Consider the following 18,826-nt stretch of genomic DNA (forward strand, 5'->3'; position numbering starts at 1 on the left):
GACCCGCGCGCTGACACTGCGCGCGCCAGGGCGTTGTGAGCCGCGGCCTCATGGGCAGCGCTGCCGCCGCGTGGCGCGCAGCGCATCGGCTCCATACATCGCCAGCCCCAGCCAGATCAGCGCGAAAGCCACCCAGTGCGTGCGCGTGAAGGCCTCGTGATAGAGCAGTACCGCCAGGGCCAGCTGAATCGACGGCGCCAGGTACTGCACCAGCCCCAAGGTGGACAGCGGCAGGCGCTGCGCGGCATTGGCAAACCACAACAGCGGCAAGGCGGTGACGATGCCCGAGGCGGCAATGGCCAGCGCCCCTGGCCAGCCGTGGCGCCAGAACATCGGCTCGGGCAGACTCCAGGCACACCAAGCCATATAGACCAGCGCAAATGGCAGCATCAGCAGCGTTTCCACAGCCAACCCGACGGTGGCCGAGACGGGCGTGAATTTGCGCAGCAGCCCGTACAACGCAAAGCTCGCGGCCAGGAACAGCGACACCCATGGCCACTGGCCCAGGCCACGCGCCATCCAGCCCACGCCCAGCGCCACCACCAGCACGGCAGCCCATTGCAAAGGCCGCAGGCGCTCGCGCAGCAGCAGCACGCCCAGGAGCAAACTCAGCAGCGGGTTGATGAAGTAGGCCAGGCTGACCTCGGTCACCCGCGCCTGTGCAATGGCCCAGACGAAGATCAGCCAGTTGGCCGTGATCAAGGCTCCGCTCAGGCCCAGCATGGCCAGCACCCGAGGCTGGCGCAACAGGCGCAGCAAGGCAGGCCACTGGCCCAGCCACAGCAGCAGCGGCAGCAGGAACACCACAGACCACAGCACGCGCTGCGCAATCAGCAGGCTATGGGGCACCCAGGGCAACAGCTTCCAATACATGACGCTAAAGCCCCACACGCCATAGGCCAGCAGGGCATAGGACATGCCTGCGCGCCAAGTGGCATCAAGGGGGCCGGCGGCCTGGGGCGATGGGGCAGGGGGCATGGGCAGGAAAGCTGGAACTGGTTCTTAGGCAAGGGCGCGGGGCCGGTAGAATACGCTTTTTAACTGCGGAGGCCAGCGCAAAGCAGGGCGCACAGCAGCTCATTGGTCCCATGGGGTTTGGATCGGCCCCGGGGCCTTTTTGCTGAACAGCGCGCCCGCTGTGCCCGCTCTCGCCCGCATGTCTGCATGCGAGCCAGGCCCCCGCCAGCCCTTTGCCTTTTGCCATGTCCGCCTGGGTACTGCCCGACCACATTGCCGATGTCCTGCCTTGCGAAGCGCGCCACCTGGAAGGGCTGCGGCGCAGTTTGCTGGACGTGGCCGCCAGCTTCGGCTATGAGCTGATCGTGCCGCCATTGATGGAATACCTGGAGTCGCTGCTGACCGGCAGCGGCCAGGCCTTGGATCTGCAGATCGTCAAAAGTGTGGATCAGCTCTCGGGCCGCACCGTGGGCATCCGCGCCGACAGCACGCCCCAGGTGGCGCGCATCGACGCCCACCTGCTCAACCGCCCGGGCGTGGCGCGGCTGTGTTATTGCGGCCCGGTACTGCATGCCCGCCCCGAGCGCCCAGGGGCCTCGCGCGAACTGCTGCAATTCGGCGCTGAAATCTACGGCCACGCAGGCCCCGAAGCCGACCTGGAAATCGTGCAACTGGCCCTGGCCTGCACGCGCCAGCCGGGCATTGCCGCGCCAGTGCTGGTGCTGGGCGACGTGCGCATTGTGCGCAGCCTGCTGGCCGGCGTGATGACCAGCATGGATGCCTTGGCTGCTGTGCACACCGCATTGGCCGCCAAGGATGCCAGCGCGCTGCAGGTGGCCACGGCCGATTTTCCCCAGGCCCAACGCGAAGGCCTGGCCGCCTTGCTGGACCTGTACGGCGAGCCCGGGCCCGTCATGGCCCAGGCCAGGCAGCGGCTGGCCTCATTCCCCGCTGCGCTGAAGGTGCTCGATGGCCTGCAGTGGCTGACGCAGCAATTGCAAGCCGAAGATCAGGCCCTGCCTTTGAGCTACGACCTGGCCGACGTGCGCGGCTACGGTTATTACAGCGGCGTGCGCTTCTCGCTCTACGTGCCCGGTTGCAACGATGCGCTGGTGCGCGGTGGCCGCTACGATGAAGCCGGCGCCGTTTTTGGGCGCAACCGCCCGGCAGCAGGCTTCAGCCTGGACGTCAAGCAACTGGCCCGCGTGGCCAGCCAAGGCCCCCAGGCCATGGCCATCCGCGCCCCCTGGGTAGAGGGCGATGCCGCGTTGCGCAACGCCATCACCCGCCTGCGCAGCCAGGGCGAAGTGGTGCTGCAAACCCTGCCCGGCAGCGAGGCTGCGGACGACGCGCTGCGCTGCGACCGCGAATTGCGGCTGAGCAATGGGCAGTGGCAGGTGCATCAGGCCGCCCTACAGCCCGCAGCCGCCCAAGAGGGCTTGTTGGAAACATCCCGCTGAGTACACGGCCACAGCCCCTGCGCCGCAGCAAGCGCCGTGCACTAATGACCTGGCCCACACAGCCTGCCAGCGCAGCCGCCAAACCTTTGAATGATTTTTGACGTCTCCACAGGAAACCGTATGAACACACAGGCAAGTTTTGCAAGCTCCGCTGCCGCCCCCGCCACAGCACGCCCAGGGCGCAATGTCGTCGTGGTCGGCACCCAATGGGGTGACGAAGGCAAAGGCAAGCTGGTGGACTGGTTGACCGAAAGCGCCCAAGGTGTGGTGCGCTTTCACGGTGGCCACAATGCGGGCCATACGCTGGTGGTCAATGGCGTCAAGACCGCGCTGCATCTGGTGCCCAGCGGCATTCTTCGCCCAGGCGTGATCTGCTACATCGGCAATGGCGTGGTGGTGTCCGTGGCCAAACTGATGGAGGAGGTCGCCGGCCTGGAGGCCGCCGGCGTGCCAGTGCGCGAGCGCCTGCGCGTCAGCGAGGCCTGCCCGCTGATCCTGCCGCAACATGCCTATCTGGACATCGTGCGCGAACACCACCGCGAGCGCGGCGGCAGCGAAAAGATCGGCACCACTGGTCGCGGCATTGGCCCAGCCTATGAGGACAAGGTCGCGCGCCGGGCGCTGCGCGTACAGGATCTGCGCCATCCCGAACGTTTGGCCGACAAGCTCAAAGAGCAGCTCGATCTCTACAACCACGTGCTGGTGCAGTATCTGCGCTCGCCCGAAGTGCAAACCCCTGAGGCGTTGCAGCCCTTCGTCAAGGACGGGCGCCTGCTGCTCGAACCCATCCTGCAGGAAGTCCAGCGTCAAGCCCAATGGCTGATGCCGATGGTGGCCGACGTCTCGGCCGAGCTCAACGCCGCGCACCAACGCGGCGACAACCTGCTGTTCGAAGGCGCGCAAGGCACCTTGTTGGACATCGACCACGGTACCTACCCGTTCGTCACTTCCAGCAACTGCGTGGCCGGCAACGCTGCCGCAGGCGCAGGGGTAGGGCCATCATTGCTGCATTACGTGCTGGGCATCACCAAGGCCTATTGCACCCGCGTGGGCAGCGGACCGTTCCCCACCGAGCTGGACTGGCAGACCCCAGGCACCCCCGGCTACCACATGAGCACCGTAGGCGCCGAAAAGGGCGTGACCACGGGCAGGGCGCGCCGCTGTGGCTGGTTCGATGCCGCGTTGCTCAAACGCAGCGCGCAAGTCAATGGCCTGAGCGGGCTGTGCATCACCAAGCTCGATGTGCTCGACGGCCTGCAAACGCTGCAAATCTGCGTGGGCTACGAACTCGAGGACGGCCGACGCATCGATCTGTTGCCGCTGGGAGCCGACGAAATCGCCGCCTGCCGCCCCATCTACGAAAGCCTGCCAGGCTGGAGCGAATCCACCGTCGGCGTGACCGACTATGCCCAGCTGCCGGAGAACGCACGTCGCTATCTGGAGCGCATCGAAGCCCTGTGCGGCGTCCCCATTGCCGTGATCTCCACCAGCCCCGACCGCGAGCACACCATCCTGCGCCACCGGCCCTTCGAGCACCGGGGCTGAGCGCCCCACAGCCTCAGTTCCCAGCACCAACACCCTCAGGAGACCTCGCCCCATGCTCACCGAAGACGGCAAGCACCTGTACGTCAGCTACCACGAATACCACAACCTGATCGAAAAGCTGGCGCTGCAAATCCACCGCTCAGGCTGGGAGTTCGACAACGTGCTGTGCCTGGCGCGCGGCGGTCTGCGTCCGGGCGACATCATCAGCCGCATCTTCGACCGGCCGCTGGCCATCATGTCCACCAGCTCTTACCGTGCTGGCGCAGGCACCATCCAGGGCAAATTGGATCTGGCCAAATACATCACTACGCCCAAGGGCGAGCTCTCGGGGCGGGTGCTGCTGGTCGATGACCTGGCCGACACTGGCCACACGCTGCACGCCGTGGTCGAGATGCTGCGTCGGGACTATCCGCCCATCACCGAATTGCGCAGCGCCGTGATCTGGACCAAAGGCATTTCGACATTCCGCGCCGATTACTCTGCCGAGGAGCTGCCCACCAACCCTTGGATCCACCAGCCCTTCGAGCAATACGACAGCACCCGCCCGCAGGATCTGCTGAGCAAATGGGGCTGAGATCCTGAATCCAGACGCGCGCCTGCAGGCATCCGCATGGCCGCTTGGGTGCAAGGACGGGCTGGCGGCAATGGCTTGAATTGCTGCCAGCATCCTCGAGAGTGCGGGACCGGCGCGAAACACACCTTGCTGCACATTTCAGCCTCCCGCCTGATACTTGATACGATGTATATTATGTCAAATATCAAATGGATGAATCCCAGCTCCGTGCAAGGCCAGCACCCCGGTCTGCCGTCCACGTTGCCGTTATTTTTCGGCGGCATTGCCTGCTTTGCTGACCATCCTGCGAAGCATTCAAGCATTCAGCTTGCACGGCGCATGGATGCTTGCTTGCCCTGTGTGCAGCACAAGCGCCTTGCTTCGCTGTCACTACAAACCACACCTGATTCCACTCCATGATTGACTTGCGCGGCATCGAGACTTTTTATTGGGTAGCCACGCTGGGAGGCTTTCGCGCGGCTGCCGAGCAGCTGCATGCCAGCCAGCCAGCGATATCCCAGCGCATTCAGCAGCTTGAGGAAGCCCTGGGCGTGCGTTTGTTTGATCGTGATACGCGCGGCGTGCGGCTGACGGTGCGCGGCCAGGCCTTGCTCACCCATGCCGAGCGCATGTTGCAGTTGCGCCAGGACATGCTGCGCGCAGCGCGTGAGCAAGATGGCATTGCCGGGCGGCTGACCCTTGGCGTGGCCGAAACCATCGTCCAAACCTGGCTGCCCGCATTGCTGGAGCGGGTGCACAGCACTTTTCCCAATTTGCTGCTGGAAATTGAGGTGGACACCACGGCTGTGATGCGTGCCCATCTGTTGGCGCGGCAGGTTGACCTGGCCTTTTTGATGGGCCCGTTGGACGACGCGCAGGTGGAAAACCTGCCACTGTGCCAGTACCCGCTGACGTGGGTGGCCAGCCCCAGGATGGCGCAAACACTGGGGCCAGAGCCCGTGCCGCTGGCGCGAATTGGTGAGCACCCCATCATCACCTACCCAGCCAGCAGCAAGCCACACCAGGCCTTGCGGCAGATGCTGCTTCGCGCGGGGGTGCCAGCGCCGCAGATGTATGGCTCGGCATCGCTCAGCACCACGGTGCACATGGTGCAGGCCGGCATGGGCGTGGGGGTCGTGGCCCCGGCGATCCTGGCGCGGGAACTGGCCGAAGGGCAATTGCAACTGCTTGAGGTGACGGGCCAGGCATTGCCGGAGCTGGTATTCACCGCATCATGGCGGCGCGGCAGCGACAGCCATGTGGCCGCAGCCATTGCGCGGCTGGCTGTGCAGGTGGCCAATGGGTTGACCACTGATTCAAATTTTTGATTAATCAGCATCGAAACATGGAATTGGACAGCGACAGGCATTTCGGCTGAAATCCGCCAGCCTTCGGGAGCACGGCGCGCGCCTTGCACTCAGGCCTGTTCAAAACCTCGGTGTGAATGGGCAAGAAGCGGTTTAGGCTGGGCGGCAAGGCATTTGCCATGCCGCAGACCAGCGAACTCCGCGCTCTTGCCCGCCGTGCAAAGATTTTGAGCAGGCTCTCGCTGCCAAGCGGCTGCCTTGCCAGCCAGGCTGCGCCCGCCCTGCCCTTGCTTTTTCCATCGAACAGGAGACCTGCCATGAAATCCTTTGCCCTGCTGGCCGCCGCTGCCGCTTTGAGTGCCGCCCCTGCCTTGGCCCAAGAGCTGCCCAAGACCCATTTGAAAGTGACCGGTGGCCTGTCCAACCTGTCGGCCTACCAGGATTACGAGCTGCCGTTCTGGAGCAAGAGCATTCCTGAAAAAAGCGCCGGCCGCATCACCGCGGACATCAAGGGCTATAACGAGATGGGCCTCAAGGGCCCAGAGATGCTGCGCCTGATGGGCAGCGGCGTGGTCGAGTTTGGCACGGCCACGCTGGCTTATTTCGCCAGCGATAACCCGATCAACGAAGCCATCGACCTGGCCGGCCTGGCCCCTGATCTGAAAACGGCGCGCGAGGTCACTGCTGCATTCGAGCCGGTTTACGCCAAGTTCTACGGCCAGGGCAACAACGTCAAGCTGTTGGGCATTTCCACCTATCCGGCCCAGGTGCTGTTCTGCAATGCGCCCATCAGCGGCCTGGCCGACATCAAGGGCAAGAAAGTGCGCACCTCCAGCCGCACGCAGGCCGATTTCATCGAAGCATTGGGTGGCGCCAGCGTGACCATGGCCTTTGGCGAGGTGGTGCCGGCGCTGCAGAACAAAGTGGTGGACTGCGCCATCACTGGCTCGCTATCGGGCTATTCGGCCAAGTGGTATGAGGTGTCCACCCACCTGGTGGCGTTGCCCATCAACTGGAATCAGCAAATCCACGCCGTCAATGCCAAGGCCTGGGCCAAGCTCGACCCCAAGGTGCAGCAATTCCTGCAGACTGAAATCAATGGCCTGGTGAACAGCATCTGGGATGCGGCCGGTCGCCAGACCCAGCAGGGCTACGACTGCAATACCGGCGCAGACGCTTGCACCGAACCCGTGAAGGGCAAGATGGTGCTGGTTCAACCCTCCGAGGCCGATCAGGCCTTGCTCAAGGACATTCGCGGCCAGGTCATCGCCAAATGGGCCCAACGCTGCAACGCCCAGTGTGTCAGTGACTTCAACGACACCGTGGGCAAGCTGCTGGGCCTGAGCGCCGAGAAGAAATAACCGCCTGGCCTTTCGCACATGAACACCACCGGTGATTTTTCCTGGCTGGGCCGCGCGCTGGCCTGGGCGCGGCGCCTGTCGCGGGCGGCAGTCTGGGTCGGCGGCGCGCTGACGCTGCTGAGCGTGGCCTTGATCTGCGCCGATGTGCTGGCCCGGCGCTTGCTGGGCGTGAGCATGGGCGGCGCCGATGAACTGTCTGGCTATGCCTTTGCCATCAGCGTGAGCTGGGCCCTGGCCTTCACAGCCCTGGAGAGGGCCAATGTGCGCGTTGACGTGCTCTACCAGCGCCTGCCATTGCGCGTGGCTGCCGTGGCCGATTGGCTCTCTCTGGTGGCGCTGAGCGTCTTTGCCGTGGTGCTGTGCTGGTATGCCGCCCAGGTGGCGCTGGCCTCGTTCGAAATGCGCTCCAGCGCCAATACGCCATTGGGCACGCCGCTGGTGCTGCCCCAGGCCCTGTGGGCCGCTGGGCTGCTGTGGTTTGTCATCGTGCTGGCGCTGATGCTGCTGCGTGCTTCGCTGGCGCTGGTGACGGGTGATCTGGCTTTGCTGCGTGCGGTCTGCGGCATCAAGTCCGCCGTTGAGGAAGCCGGCGAAGAGGCCGCCGCTGGCGAGCGCCTGGTGCAGGCCGAGCTTGCCGCCGCAGCGCAGAAAGGCCCGCAGCCATGATTGCCGTCGCCTTGATCCTGCTGCTGGTGCTGATCGGCATCAGCATTCCTGTTGCGGCAGCGCTGGGCGTGCTCGGGCTGGTGCTCGATCCGCTGTATTCCGCCCTGCCCCTGACCCGCGCCATGGGCGAGATGGCCTGGAGCTCCAGCAACGAATTTTTGCTGGTGGCCATTCCGCTGTTCATCCTGCTGGGCGAGATCCTGCTGCGCTCGGGCTTTGCCCAGCGCATGTACGATGCCATGGCGCTATGGCTGTCCTGGCTGCCCGGCGGGCTGATGCACGCCAACATCGGCGCGTCAACACTGTTCTCGGCCACCTCCGGCTCCAGTGTTGCCACCGCCGCCACGGTGGGTACGGTCGCCCTGCCGCAGATTCGCCGCCGCGGCTATCACGAGCCCTTGTTCCTGGGCAGTATCGCGGCTGGGGGGACTTTGGGCATTCTGATTCCGCCCTCGATCAACCTGGTGATCTACGGCGTGTTGACCAATACCTCGGTGCCCAAGCTCTACCTGGCAGGCATCATCCCGGGCGTGCTGATGGCGCTGCTGTTCATGGCCGTGATTGTTGGCGCCTGCCTGCTGCGCCCCGGCTGGGGCGGCCAGCGCATCAGCGCCAGCTGGGGCCAGCGCATTCGCAGCTTGGTTCACCTGCTGCCGCCTTTGGGCATCTTCCTGTTGGTGGTGGGCAGCATTTACGCAGGTTTGGCCACCCCGACCGAGGCTGCCGCGCTGGGCGTGGCCGGCGCGCTGCTGCTGGCGGCGCTGTCCGGGCGGATGTCGCTGGCCATGCTGCGCGAGGCCTCGGAAAACACCATGCGCGCCACGGCCATGATCATGCTCATCGTCATTGCCGCGGCCTTTCTGAACTTCATCATGTCGGCCATCGGCCTGACCACGGCGCTGACCGATGCCATCACCGGCCTGGGGCTTTCGCCCATGTGGATGCTGCTGGCGCTGGTGCTGTTCTATATCGTGCTGGGCTGCTTCATGGAAACCCTGTCGATGATGATCACCACTGTGCCCATCGTCGCGCCGGTGATGATGGCCCTGGGCTTCGATCCGGTCTGGCTGGGCATCGTCATCATCGTGCTGGTGGAGACCGCGCTCATCACGCCGCCAGTGGGTCTGAACCTGTTCGTGGTGCAAAGCCTGCGCCCCGAAGGCTCGATGCAAGCCGTCATCTACGGCGCCCTGCCCTTCGTGCTGGCGCTGTTTGCCATGGTCGCCCTGCTGGCGCTATTCCCGCAGATGGCGCTGTGGCTGCCCACTCTTTTTGGATGATCTCCTGCCATGCTGTTGCATTTCGAACTCCATACCGATGAAGGCACCCGCCCGATCGAAGTCGAACTGGACCAACTGGTCATTGCCGGCTGGGCCGGGCGCGATCTGGCCGCCATCGAACACCACATCGAGGAGCTGGTCGCGCTGGGCGTGCCGCGCCCGTCCAAGGTGCCGCTGTATTACCGCGTCTCGGCCCAGCAGCTGACGCAGCAAGCCCGCGTGCAAGTGGTCGGCCCGCACAGCTCGGGCGAGGTCGAGGCCTTCGTCTTCGCGGCCGCTGACGGGCAGCTGCTCGTCAGCCTGCTCTCGGACCACACCGATCGCAAGCTCGAGGCCGCCAGCGTCGCGCTCTCCAAGCAGGTCTGCCCCAAGCCTGTGGCGCGCAGCGCATGGCGCCTGGCCGATGTGGCCGGCCATTGGGACAGCCTGCGCCTGCAGGCCCACATCGTTGAAAACGGCAGCCAAGTGCTGTATCAAGACGGCCCGCTGGCCAGCCTGCGCAGCCCGCAAGAACTGATTGCCGGTTACACCGGCGGCGCCCTGGCCCTGCCCCCGGGCACGGGCATGAGCTGTGGCACCGTGGCCGCCCTGGGCGGCATCCGCCCTGCCAGCCGCTTTTCCATGGCCTTGCTGGATCCGCTGCGCGACCGCCGCATCGAACACAGCTACGCCATCGATGTGTTGCCCGAGGTGGCCTGAGCTGGCCCGACATTTCACTTGGTTCGACAGTCACGCCCATGAACTGCCCCATCCCCACGCTGGCCGCACTGGCCGATGAGCTGGCCGCTGGCCGCACCACGGCCTTGCAACTGGCCGAGGCCGCACTGGCGCGCGCCGAAGATCCGGCCGGCGAAGGCGCGCGCGTGTTCACCCGCATCGACCGCGAGCGCGCGCTGGCGCTGGCGCGCGCCAGCGATGGCTTGCGCGCCGCCGGCATCGTGCGCTCGCCGCTGGAGGGCGTGCCCGTGTCGGTCAAGGACTTGTTCGACGTGGCCGGCCAGGCCACCACGGCTGGCTCGGCCGTGCTGCGCCAGGCCCCGGTGGCCACGCACAACGCGCCAGTGATCGAGCGCCTGCTGGCCGCCGGCGCCGTCATCGTCGGGCGCACCAACATGACGGAGTTCGCCTTTTCCGGCCTGGGGCTGAACCCGCACTACGGCACGCCGAAAAACCCCTGGGACCGCGCCACCGGGCGCATCCCTGGGGGGTCTTCCAGCGGCGCAGCCGTCTCTGTCACCGATGGCATGGCTGCGCTCGCCATTGGCTCGGACACCGGCGGCTCGGTGCGCATTCCGTCAGCGCTGTGCGGGCTGACGGGCTTCAAGCCCACCCAGCGGCGCGTGCCCACGGCCGGCACGCTGCCGCTGTCCACCTCACTCGATTCCGTCGGTCCGCTGGCCGCCAGCGTGCACTGCTGCGCCCTGGCCGATGCCGTGCTGGCTGGCGCCGGTGCGCAGGCCATGCCCACGCCGCTGCCGCTGGCCGGCGCGCGCCTGGCCGTGCCCGCGCAAGTGGCGCTCGATGACCTGGATGAGGCCGTGGCCGCCGCCTTCGAACGCGCCCTGGCTTGCCTGCGCGAGGCCGGCGCGCGCATCCACAGCCTGCCCGTGCCCGAATTTGCCGAATTGGCCGCGCTGCATGCGCGCGGCACCCTGGCCGGCGCCGAAGCCTGGGCCTGGCACCGCCGCCTGCTGGCCGAGCAAGCCAGCGGCTACGACCCGCGCGTGCGCGTGCGCATCGAGGCGGGCGCGCGCATGGACGCGGCCGATTACATCGAGCTGCGCGCCGCTCGCCAGCGCTGGATTGCCCAGGTGCAGGCGCGGCTGGCGCCCTTCGATGCGCTGCTGATGCCCACCGTACCGCACATTGCACCGCCCATTGCCGCGCTGCAAGCCGACGATGCGCTGTACGGCCAGACCAATCTGCTGATGCTGCGCAACCCCACGCTGATCAATTTTCTGGATGGCTGCGCTCTGTCGCTGCCCTGCCATGCGCCTGGTGACGCGCCCGTGGGCCTGATGCTGGCCGGGCCAGCGCTGGCCGATGCGCGCATCCTGGGCCTGGGGCTGAGCGTGGAGGCTGCGCTGGCGCGCCTGCGCGGCAACTGACAACGCCGTGGGGGCGCGCCAAACTTCTGGCACGTAAGCTGGCGCGCGATCTCATGACTGGCCCGCGGCGGCGTTGGCGCGGCGTTCGATCTCGCGGTGGCGGCGCAGGGTTTGCCATTCCTCCTGCGCGAATTGCTCGGCCAGCTGCTCGACCAGATAGACCGAGCGGTGCTGGCCGCCCGTGCAGCCGATGGCCACGCTGACGTAGCTGCGGTGGTTTTGCGCGTGCTGCGGCAGCCATTTGTGCAAGAAGGCCGTCACGTCGTGCTGCATGACATGCACCAGCGGCTCGCGCGCGAGGAATTCGGCCACGGGCGCGTCCAGCCCGGTCAGCGGGCGCAGCGCCGGGTCGTAGTGCGGGTTGGGCAGCATGCGCACGTCGAACACGTAGTCCGCATCGCGCGGGATGCCCCGCTTGTAGGAGAAGGACTGGAAGATCAGCACCAGATGGCCCGGGCCCAGGCGCAGGATTTGCTTGAGCTGGCTTTGCAACTCGGCCGAGCGGGTCAGGCTGGTGTCGATGACCAGCGACATGTCGCGCAGCGACCCCATCAGCCCCCTCTCGCGCAGAATGATTTGCACCAGCGCGTCGTCGCCGTGCGCATCGGCATCGGCGGCCAGCGGGTGCTTGCGGCGCGTTTCTGAAAAGCGCCGCACCAACGCATCGGTCGAGGCGTCGAGGAACAGCACGCGCACGTTCACGCCCTGGTCGCGCACGTTCTGCAGAATGGGCGGCACCAGCGGCAGCGAGGCTGCGCTGCGCACGTCAATGACGATGGCCATGCGCGAGATCTGCTGGTTGCGCTCCAGCGTCAGGCTGGGCAGCAGCAGCTCGGGCGGCAGGTTGTCGATGCAGTAATAGCCCGCGTCCTCCAAGGCGCTCAAGGCCACGGATTTGCCCGAACCGGACATTCCGGTAATCACCACCAGTTCACGCATTGCGTCTTGCTCCAGAAATTCCAGCCAGGGTCTGTGCTTCCATTGCCCTCAGCGCCGCCGGCTGCCAGTGGCCCGGCCGGCCTCCGCCTTGGCATGCGCTGCGCGGCCCACGCGTGCGGCGGCGGGCTGCGCGGGCGTTTCAGCCTGCGCCTGGGCTGCGGCCTGCAGCATCTCTGTGGCGTGCTCCAACGTGGCTTGGCTGGGCGCGTCGCTGCCGAGCATGCGGGCAATCTCGGCCACGCGCTGCGCGCCCTGCACGGGCTGCACGCTGCTGCTGATGCTTGCGCCCTGGCGCTGCTTGCGCACCTGCAGGTGCTGGTGCGCGCAAGCAGCCACCTGGGGCAGATGGGTCACGGCCAGCACCTGGCGATCGCGCCCGAGCTGGGCCAGCAGCGCCCCCACGCGGTGCGCCACGGCGCCGCCAATGCCCGTGTCCACTTCGTCGAACACCAGCGTGCCGGCCTGGCCCAAGCGGCTGGTTTGCACGGCAATGGCCAGGCTGATGCGCGAGAGCTCCCCGCCGGAGGCCACCTTGGCCAGCGCGCGCGGCGCGCCCTGGTCATGGCTGGAGATCTGAAATTGCACATCGTCCAGGCCGTGGGCCTGGGGCTGCTCCAGCGCTTGCAAGGCAATGCCAAAGCGGCTGCCGGCCATGCCCAGCTCTTGCAGGCTGTCGGTGACGGCCTGGGCCAGTCTCGGCGCGGCCTGCTGGCGCTGCTGCGAGAGCTCGCGCGCCAGCGCCATGAAGTGTTCGCGCGCCTGCTGCTCGGCGGCCTGCAGGGCCTGCAGGTCGATGCCTGCATCCAGCGCCTGCAGGGCCTGTTGCCATTGCTGCCACAACGCTGGCAAATCTTCAGGCGGTTGACGGTGGCGGCGCGCCAGGGCCAGCCATTGGCCCACGCGGGCGTCGAGCTGCTCCAGCTCGGCCGCATCCCACTCCTGGGCTTGGGCGTAGTCGCGCAGCTGGCGTGCCGCGTCCTGAAGCTGATCGGCCAGTGGCTGCAACTGCTCCTGCAATTGGGCAAATTGCGGCTCGATGTGGCCGTGCTGCTCCAGCGCCTGCAGGGCCTGGGCCAGCGCAGGCAGCGCGCCGCCCTCGCCCCCCGCCTCGCTGCCCTCCAGCGCCTGCCAGGCCTGGGCCGCGGCCTGCTGCAGGTCTTGCATGTGCGTCAAGCGCGTGTGCTGCTGGTTGAGCTGCTCCCATTCGCCTTGGCCTGGCGCCAGTTTTTCGATGCTGTCGAGCTGCCACTGCAAGCGCTCGCGCTCTTGCTGCCATTGAGCCTGGTTGTCCTGCGCCTTTTGCAGCGCCTGCTGGGCCTGGCGCCACTGCGCCCAGGCCGCTTGCACGGGCGCTTCGTCGGCGCCGGCAAAGGCGTCGAGCAGGCCGCGCACCGAGTGCGGGCGCATCAGGCTTTGCCATGCATGCTGGCCGTGGATGTCCACCAGCGCCTCGCCCAGGATGCGCAGTTGGCTGGCCGTGGCGGCCGAGCCATTGATCCAGGCGCGGCTCTTGCCCTGCAAATCCACGGTGCGGCGCAACAGCAGCGAGCTGCCGGGCTCGAAGCCGTGCTCGTCCAGCCAGGCCAGCAGTGCCGGCTGGGTTGGCAGGTCAAATTCGGCCACCACTTCGGCGCGCTGCGCGCCTTCGCGCACCAGCGAAGCATCGGCGCGTGCGCCCAGCGCGATCTGCATGGCATCGATCAGGATGGACTTGCCCGCGCCGGTCTCGCCGCTGAGCACCGTAAAGCCCGGTTGCAACTCCAGCTCCAGCGCCTGCACCAGCACGAAATCGCGCAGCGCCATGCGTTGCAATGCCATCAGCTGCCCCCTTCGGTCCAGCCCAACTTGTTGCGCAGCATGGCGAAATAGCTCCAGCCCTTGGGGTGCAAAAAGCAGGCGCTGTGCGCCGAGCGGCGCACGTGCAGGCAGTCGCCCACCAGCAGGTCAGGCATGGTCAGCATGTCGAATTTGGCGCTCATGTCGCGCCCGGCCAGCACTTTGACGGCGATTTCGGCATCGCCTGGCAGCACGATGGGCCGGTTCGAGAGCTTGTGCGGCGCAATCGGCGCGACCACCCAGCCGGAGGTGGCCGGATGCACGATGGGCCCGCCCACCGACAGCGAATAGGCCGTCGAGCCCGTGGGCGTGGCGATGATCAGCCCATCGGCGCGCTGGTTGGAGACGAACTGCTCATTGACCTCCACGCGCAGCTCCAGCATGCCTGAGAGCGCGCCGCGCGAGATCACCACATCGTTGACGGCATCGCCCTCGAAAACCCGCAGGCCGCCGCGCTCGACCCAGGCGTGAATCAAGGGGCGCTGATCCTGCTCGTAGATGCCGTGCAGCATGGGGCCGAGCTGGTCTTTGTAGTGGTTGAGCGGCAGATCGGTGACAAACCCCACCCGCCCCTGGTTGATGCCGATCAGCGGCGTGCCGTAGGGGGCCAGCTCACGCGCAATGCCCAGCATGGTGCCATCGCCACCGATGGCAATGCACAAATCGCACTGCTGGCCAATCTGCGCAGGGCTCAGGCGCGGGTAGTGTTCGATTTCCAGGTGCTGCGCCGAGTCTTGCTCCAGCGCCACATCGCAGCCGTAGCGCAACAAAAACTGCACCACGTCTTCAACGACGATGCGGGCGGCGTGGCGTGCGTCGCGCGAGGGCGTGATCTGGTGCTTGCCCAGCACCGCCACCTTGTGAAAGCGCGTTTGCATGGTGTATTGGCAATCGGAGGCAATCGAATGGGGGAGTCTCGGCGCGCGCCGGGTGCAGCCAGCAAAGAAAAGCGCGCTAGGGGTTGTTGAGATGGCGTTTGCAAAGCGTTTTTTCGAGGCAAAAGCCGCAGATGCAAGGCGAAAATGCGCGCAAGCTTGGTTACCTTGCAAGCATTTGACCGAAAACAGCGCCGCAACACTCCATCTCAACAACCCCTAGGGCCTTCACCCTTCATTTGGCGCGGCAAGTATAGCGGTAGAAACTGAGCGCCCGGCGCGCTTGGCCAGCGGTGTCAACGCCGAGGCGCACGCGCCCCATCCGCCCTTGCCGGCGGCTGCGGCAAGCTGCGGTATAGTCCCGCCTCCGTAAAAACTGGCCCCTTGTCTTTTTCAGCACAAGGCACCGGTGCGCTTGGCCGCAACGCCTACTTTTTGTGCATGGCCAGGCGCCGCCTTACATGGTCAGGCGCCGCCTTATTAACCACGCCCAATATGAAATCCCCTCTGGAAGCCAGCGTGCAGGCCAGCCTGCAGCAGTACTTCAAAGACCTCGATGGGCAAGAGCCCAGCAATGTGTACGACATGGTGATTCACCTGGTCGAGAGGCCCGTGCTGCGCGAGGTCATGGCGCGCGCGGGCCACAACCAATCGCGCGCTGCGCTGTGGCTGGGGCTCAACCGCAATACCTTGCGAAAAAAGCTCAAGATGCACGGCATGCTCGATGATGGCAGTGCGACTTGAAGCACCGCGCCCTTCATTTCTCTTTTCCGCTCCTGAGCGCTCCGCTGCCGCCCGCTGCCACACTTGGCAGCGGGCGGCAGCGTTTTTGGGCTTTCTGGCCGGGCAGTTCAGGGCCTGTGGCCATAATCGCCAGGTCTGGTGCGCAATCACACGCATGACCTGCCTGCGATCTGCAGCCCCAGCTTTTGTCGTGAGCCCAAACATTTCAAACTGCCAAGGAGATCCCATTCATGACCACCCTGTCCCCCATCGTGCGCCGTCAAAGCGTGGCCGATGTGCTGCGCCGCACCGCGCAGCGCCTGCCCGAGAAAACCGCCGTGATCTGCGGCGATGTGCGCTGGAGCTATGCCGAGTTCGACGCGCTGGTCACGCGCGTGGCCGCGGGCCTGGCGCAGCGCGGCGTGGCCGCGGGCGACAGGGTGGCCGTGCTGGCGCGCAACTCACACGGTTTTGCTGCGCTGCGCTTTGCGCTGGCGCGCCTGGGCGCGGTGCTGGTGCCCATCAACTTCATGCTCACCGCCGATGAGGTGGCCTACATCCTGCGCCACGCCGAGGCGCGCTGGCTGGCCACCGACAGCGGCCTGGCCAGCCTGGCCCAGGCGGCGGCCAAGCTCGATACGGAAGTGGCGCATTTCCTCTGGCTGCCCGCCGAGGAGCCGGGCGAGCCTGTGGCCGGCATGACCACGCTGGACGAGCTGGCCGCCTGCACCGCGCCCCTGCCCGAAGGTGCCGGCCCCAGCAGCGACGGGCTGCTGCAAATCGTCTACACCAGCGGCACGGAGAGCCTGCCCAAGGGCGCCATGCTCACACACGATGCCGTGCTGTGGCAGTACGTCAGCTGCGTGGTCAACGCCGCCATTGCCGAGGATGACGTGCTGTTGCACGCGCTGCCGCTGTACCACTGCGCGCAGCTGGACGTGTTCCTCGGCCCGGCCATCTACATGGGTTGCACCAACCTCATCACCGCCAAACCCACGCCCGACAACCTGCTGCCCATGATGGCGCGCCACGGCATCACCAGCTTCTTCGCCCCGCCTACGGTGTGGATTGCGCTGCTGCGCTCGCCGCTGTTTGACCAGACCGACCTGTCCAAGCTGGCCAAGGGCTATTACGGCGCTTCCATCATGCCGGTGGAGGTGATGAAGGAAATGGCGCGCCGCCTGCCCGATGTGCGGCTGTGGAACCTGTACGGCCAGACCGAAATCGCGCCGCTGGCCACCATCCTCGGCCCTGAGGACCAGTTGCGCAAACCCGGCTCCTGCGGCCGCCCGGTGCTGAATGTGGAAACCCGCGTCGTCGATGACGACATGCAGGACGTGGCCGTGGGCGAAGTGGGCGAGATCGTGCACCGCTCGCCGCACCTGATGCTGGGCTACTTCAAGGACGAGGAGCGCACCGCCGCCGCGTTCGAGGGCGGCTGGTTCCACTCGGGCGATCTGGCCACCATTGATGAGGAGGGCTACATCAGCGTCGTCGACCGCAAGAAGGACATGATCAAGACCGGCGGCGAAAACGTGGCCAGCCGCGAGGTGGAGGAAATGATCTACCGCATGCCTGAAGTCAGCGAAGTGGCCGTGATCGGCCTGCCCGACCCGAAATGGGTGGAGGCCGTCACCGCCGTGGTGGTGCGCAAGGACGGCGCCGAGCTGAGCGAGCAGCAGGTCATCGACTTCTGCAACGCCCACATGGCGCACTTCAAAACGCCCAAACGCGTGGTCTTTGCCGACAGCCTGCCCAAGAACCCCAGCGGCAAGCTGCTCAAGCGCCAGCTGCGCCAGACGATCAAAGCCGATTGAGCACGGCGCTGCATGGCCCTGCGATGAAGTTCGCCCTGCTTTCCGACATTCACGGCAATTTGCCGGCGCTGCAAGCCGTGCTGACGTGCTTGCGCGCGCAAGGCATCGCGCAGGTGGTGAATCTGGGCGACAGCCTCTCCGGCCCCCTGTGGCCGCTGGAGACGGCGCAATGCCTCATGCAGCAAGGCTGGCCCACGCTGGCGGGTAATCACGAGCGGCAACTGCTCAGCCTGCCGTCTGAGCGCATGGGCGCATCGGACGCATACGCGCACGCACAGCTCAGCCCGGCCGTGTTCGACTGGCTGCGCCAACTGCCCGCCACCTTGCGCCCCGCGCCCGATGTCTTGCTCTGCCACGGCACGCCTGGCAGCGATCGGCATTACTTCTTGCACAGCATAGTGGCAGGCCGCCTGTGCCTGGCCACAGCGCAAGAGATCGACGAGCGGCTGGGCGGCGAACGCGCGCGCCTTGTGGCCTGCGGCCACACCCATTTGCCCGGCGTGCTGCAAACAGCCCGCGGCCAGACCCTCGTCAACCCCGGCAGCGTAGGCCTGCCCGCCTATGACGATGAACGGCCAGAGCCGCATGTGGTCGAAAACGGCTCGCCCCATGCCCGCTATGCCGTGGCAGAGCGCCTGCCTGCCGCATCGGGCAGCGCCTGGGCCGTGACGCTGCATGCCGTGCCTTACGACCACGAAGCTGCCGCCCGCCAGGCCGAACGCAATGCCCGCCCTGACTGGGCCCATGCGCTGCGCACCGGGCGCATGCCGGCGGGGGCGTAGGCCGCCAGCGGCAAGGCCGATCCGGCCAGACGTGCGCTGCGCCCTGTTCAGCCGGGGGCTGAATCAGATCTGAAAAAGCAGGCAATAGAGCAATAGGCAATGACGGTGTGCGGCCACTGCGCGCACCGGCTTTTCGGCTTCTGGCAGGCTGTGGCGGGCCCGCTCAGCGCCGGCGGCGCTGGCGGTCGCGGCCGAGTTGGTCACCGACCACGCCGCCAATGGCTGCGCCGCCTACGGTGCCCAGCACGCCGCCATTGCTGATGGCTGCGCCGGCCACGCCGCCGATGGCCGCGCCGCCCACGGCGCTGCGTTCGCGCGAGCTCATGTTGTCCCAGGTCGCGCAGGCCGACAGGCCAAAGGCCAGGCTGGTGACGGCGATGACTTGGATGGCTTTTTCCTTGGGTTGCATGACTGCCTCCTGATGCAGATGACTCTGCCAATCGATTCAAGGCCAGGGCCTTGAATCTCTCTGCGGAAAAGGGCTGCGCAGGTTTTGCGACACAGCCCCAGCGGAATGGGCGCAGCCTAACGGCCCAGCTGGCGCGGTCGCGCAAGCATGGCGTTGCGGCTGTATCCAAGCGCTTCGGCACTGAGGGGCCCAATGGCATTTGGTAACA

19 protein-coding genes are annotated in these 18,826 nt (G+C 66.4%); 13 read left to right on the forward strand and 6 right to left on the reverse strand.

Features of this window, described 5'->3' with window-relative positions; translation table 11 throughout:
- Window positions 1-48 precede the first annotated feature (48 nt).
- Window positions 49-918, reverse strand: a complete 870-nt coding sequence (gene rarD / locus CLI93_RS01070) for an EamA family transporter RarD (RefSeq protein ID WP_095542028.1) — start codon at window positions 916-918, stop codon at window positions 49-51.
- A 284-nt stretch (window positions 919-1,202) separates the two neighbouring features.
- Between rarD and CLI93_RS01075 the strand changes: the two genes are divergently transcribed.
- The 5 genes from CLI93_RS01075 (at window position 1,203) to CLI93_RS01090 (ending at window position 5,843) form a co-directional block, all read left to right on the forward strand.
- Window positions 1,203-2,417 carry an ATP phosphoribosyltransferase regulatory subunit gene (locus CLI93_RS01075; protein ID WP_095541997.1) on the forward strand — a complete coding sequence of 405 codons (1,215 nt, stop codon included), beginning with the start codon at window positions 1,203-1,205 and terminating at the stop codon, window positions 2,415-2,417.
- Between the two features lie 120 nt (window positions 2,418-2,537).
- A complete protein-coding gene (locus CLI93_RS01080) occupies window positions 2,538-3,962 on the forward strand; it encodes an adenylosuccinate synthase (protein ID WP_095541998.1) in 1,425 nt (474 codons plus the stop codon).
- Between the two features lie 52 nt (window positions 3,963-4,014).
- Window positions 4,015-4,536, forward strand: coding sequence for a phosphoribosyltransferase (locus CLI93_RS01085; protein WP_095541999.1), 522 nt, complete (start codon window positions 4,015-4,017; stop codon window positions 4,534-4,536).
- Window positions 4,537-4,572: 36 nt separating this feature from the next.
- Window positions 4,573-4,935, forward strand: coding sequence for a hypothetical protein (locus CLI93_RS15055; RefSeq protein ID WP_172425733.1), 363 nt, complete (start codon window positions 4,573-4,575; stop codon window positions 4,933-4,935).
- Complete coding sequence (locus tag CLI93_RS01090) at window positions 4,932-5,843, forward strand: LysR family transcriptional regulator (protein ID WP_095542000.1); 912 nt, start codon at window positions 4,932-4,934, stop codon at window positions 5,841-5,843. The genes CLI93_RS15055 and CLI93_RS01090 overlap by 4 nt, the downstream gene beginning before the upstream one ends.
- 4 nt (window positions 5,844-5,847) lie before the next feature.
- Here CLI93_RS01090 and CLI93_RS14680 read toward each other — a convergent pair whose 3' ends face one another.
- Window positions 5,848-6,141: a hypothetical protein gene (locus tag CLI93_RS14680; RefSeq protein ID WP_143326354.1), complete on the reverse strand. Its 294-nt coding sequence runs from the start codon at window positions 6,139-6,141 to the stop codon at window positions 5,848-5,850.
- Between CLI93_RS14680 and CLI93_RS01095 the strand changes: the two genes are divergently transcribed.
- Genes CLI93_RS01095 through CLI93_RS01115 form a run of 5 tightly spaced genes read left to right on the forward strand, consistent with a single transcriptional unit; the run spans window position 6,140 to window position 11,237 of the window.
- Window positions 6,140-7,183 (forward strand): TRAP transporter substrate-binding protein, encoded by a 1,044-nt coding sequence (locus CLI93_RS01095; protein WP_095542001.1) that lies wholly within the window; start codon window positions 6,140-6,142, stop codon window positions 7,181-7,183. The two genes, CLI93_RS14680 and CLI93_RS01095, sit on opposite strands and share 2 nt — an antisense overlap.
- A gap of 18 nt (window positions 7,184-7,201) precedes the next feature.
- Entirely contained in the window at window positions 7,202-7,849 is a 648-nt protein-coding gene (locus tag CLI93_RS01100; RefSeq protein WP_095542002.1) for a TRAP transporter small permease subunit, read from the forward strand.
- A complete protein-coding gene (locus CLI93_RS01105) occupies window positions 7,846-9,129 on the forward strand; it encodes a TRAP transporter large permease (RefSeq protein WP_095542003.1) in 1,284 nt (427 codons plus the stop codon). Before CLI93_RS01100 ends, CLI93_RS01105 begins: the two co-directional genes overlap by 4 nt.
- A gap of 9 nt (window positions 9,130-9,138) precedes the next feature.
- Window positions 9,139-9,828, forward strand: a complete 690-nt coding sequence (locus CLI93_RS01110) for a DUF2848 domain-containing protein (protein ID WP_095542004.1) — start codon at window positions 9,139-9,141, stop codon at window positions 9,826-9,828.
- A gap of 38 nt (window positions 9,829-9,866) precedes the next feature.
- Entirely contained in the window at window positions 9,867-11,237 is a 1,371-nt protein-coding gene (locus CLI93_RS01115) for an amidase (protein WP_095995824.1), read from the forward strand.
- A 51-nt stretch (window positions 11,238-11,288) separates the two neighbouring features.
- On the opposite strand, the gene rapZ is transcribed toward CLI93_RS01115, so the two are convergent.
- The 3 genes from rapZ to CLI93_RS01130 are packed head-to-tail and all read right to left on the reverse strand — an operon-like array spanning window position 11,289 to window position 14,890.
- Entirely contained in the window at window positions 11,289-12,176 is an 888-nt protein-coding gene (gene rapZ, locus CLI93_RS01120) for an RNase adapter RapZ (protein ID WP_095543525.1), read from the reverse strand.
- Between the two features lie 48 nt (window positions 12,177-12,224).
- On the reverse strand, window positions 12,225-13,994 hold the full coding sequence (gene recN / locus CLI93_RS01125) for a DNA repair protein RecN (RefSeq protein ID WP_095543524.1): 1,770 nt from the start codon (window positions 13,992-13,994) through the stop codon (window positions 12,225-12,227).
- A complete protein-coding gene (locus CLI93_RS01130) occupies window positions 13,994-14,890 on the reverse strand; it encodes an NAD kinase (RefSeq protein WP_095543523.1) in 897 nt (298 codons plus the stop codon). The genes recN and CLI93_RS01130 overlap by 1 nt, the downstream gene beginning before the upstream one ends.
- Window positions 14,891-15,382: 492 nt before the next feature.
- Between CLI93_RS01130 and CLI93_RS01135 the strand changes: the two genes are divergently transcribed.
- From CLI93_RS01135 to CLI93_RS01145, 3 genes are all read left to right on the forward strand, one after another.
- Window positions 15,383-15,631 (forward strand): helix-turn-helix domain-containing protein, encoded by a 249-nt coding sequence (locus tag CLI93_RS01135; protein WP_095543522.1) that lies wholly within the window; start codon window positions 15,383-15,385, stop codon window positions 15,629-15,631.
- A gap of 230 nt (window positions 15,632-15,861) precedes the next feature.
- Complete coding sequence (locus tag CLI93_RS01140) at window positions 15,862-17,427, forward strand: acyl-CoA synthetase (protein WP_238945924.1); 1,566 nt, start codon at window positions 15,862-15,864, stop codon at window positions 17,425-17,427.
- 23 nt (window positions 17,428-17,450) lie between these two features.
- A complete protein-coding gene (locus tag CLI93_RS01145) occupies window positions 17,451-18,209 on the forward strand; it encodes a metallophosphoesterase family protein (protein ID WP_095543521.1) in 759 nt (252 codons plus the stop codon).
- A gap of 163 nt (window positions 18,210-18,372) precedes the next feature.
- Here CLI93_RS01145 and CLI93_RS01150 read toward each other — a convergent pair whose 3' ends face one another.
- On the reverse strand, window positions 18,373-18,618 hold the full coding sequence (locus CLI93_RS01150; protein WP_095538689.1) for a glycine zipper 2TM domain-containing protein: 246 nt from the start codon (window positions 18,616-18,618) through the stop codon (window positions 18,373-18,375).
- Window positions 18,619-18,826 lie beyond the last annotated feature (208 nt).

This window comes from Vandammella animalimorsus (assembly GCF_002288875.1).
Classification (GTDB): domain Bacteria; phylum Pseudomonadota; class Gammaproteobacteria; order Burkholderiales; family Burkholderiaceae_C; genus Lampropedia; species Lampropedia animalimorsus.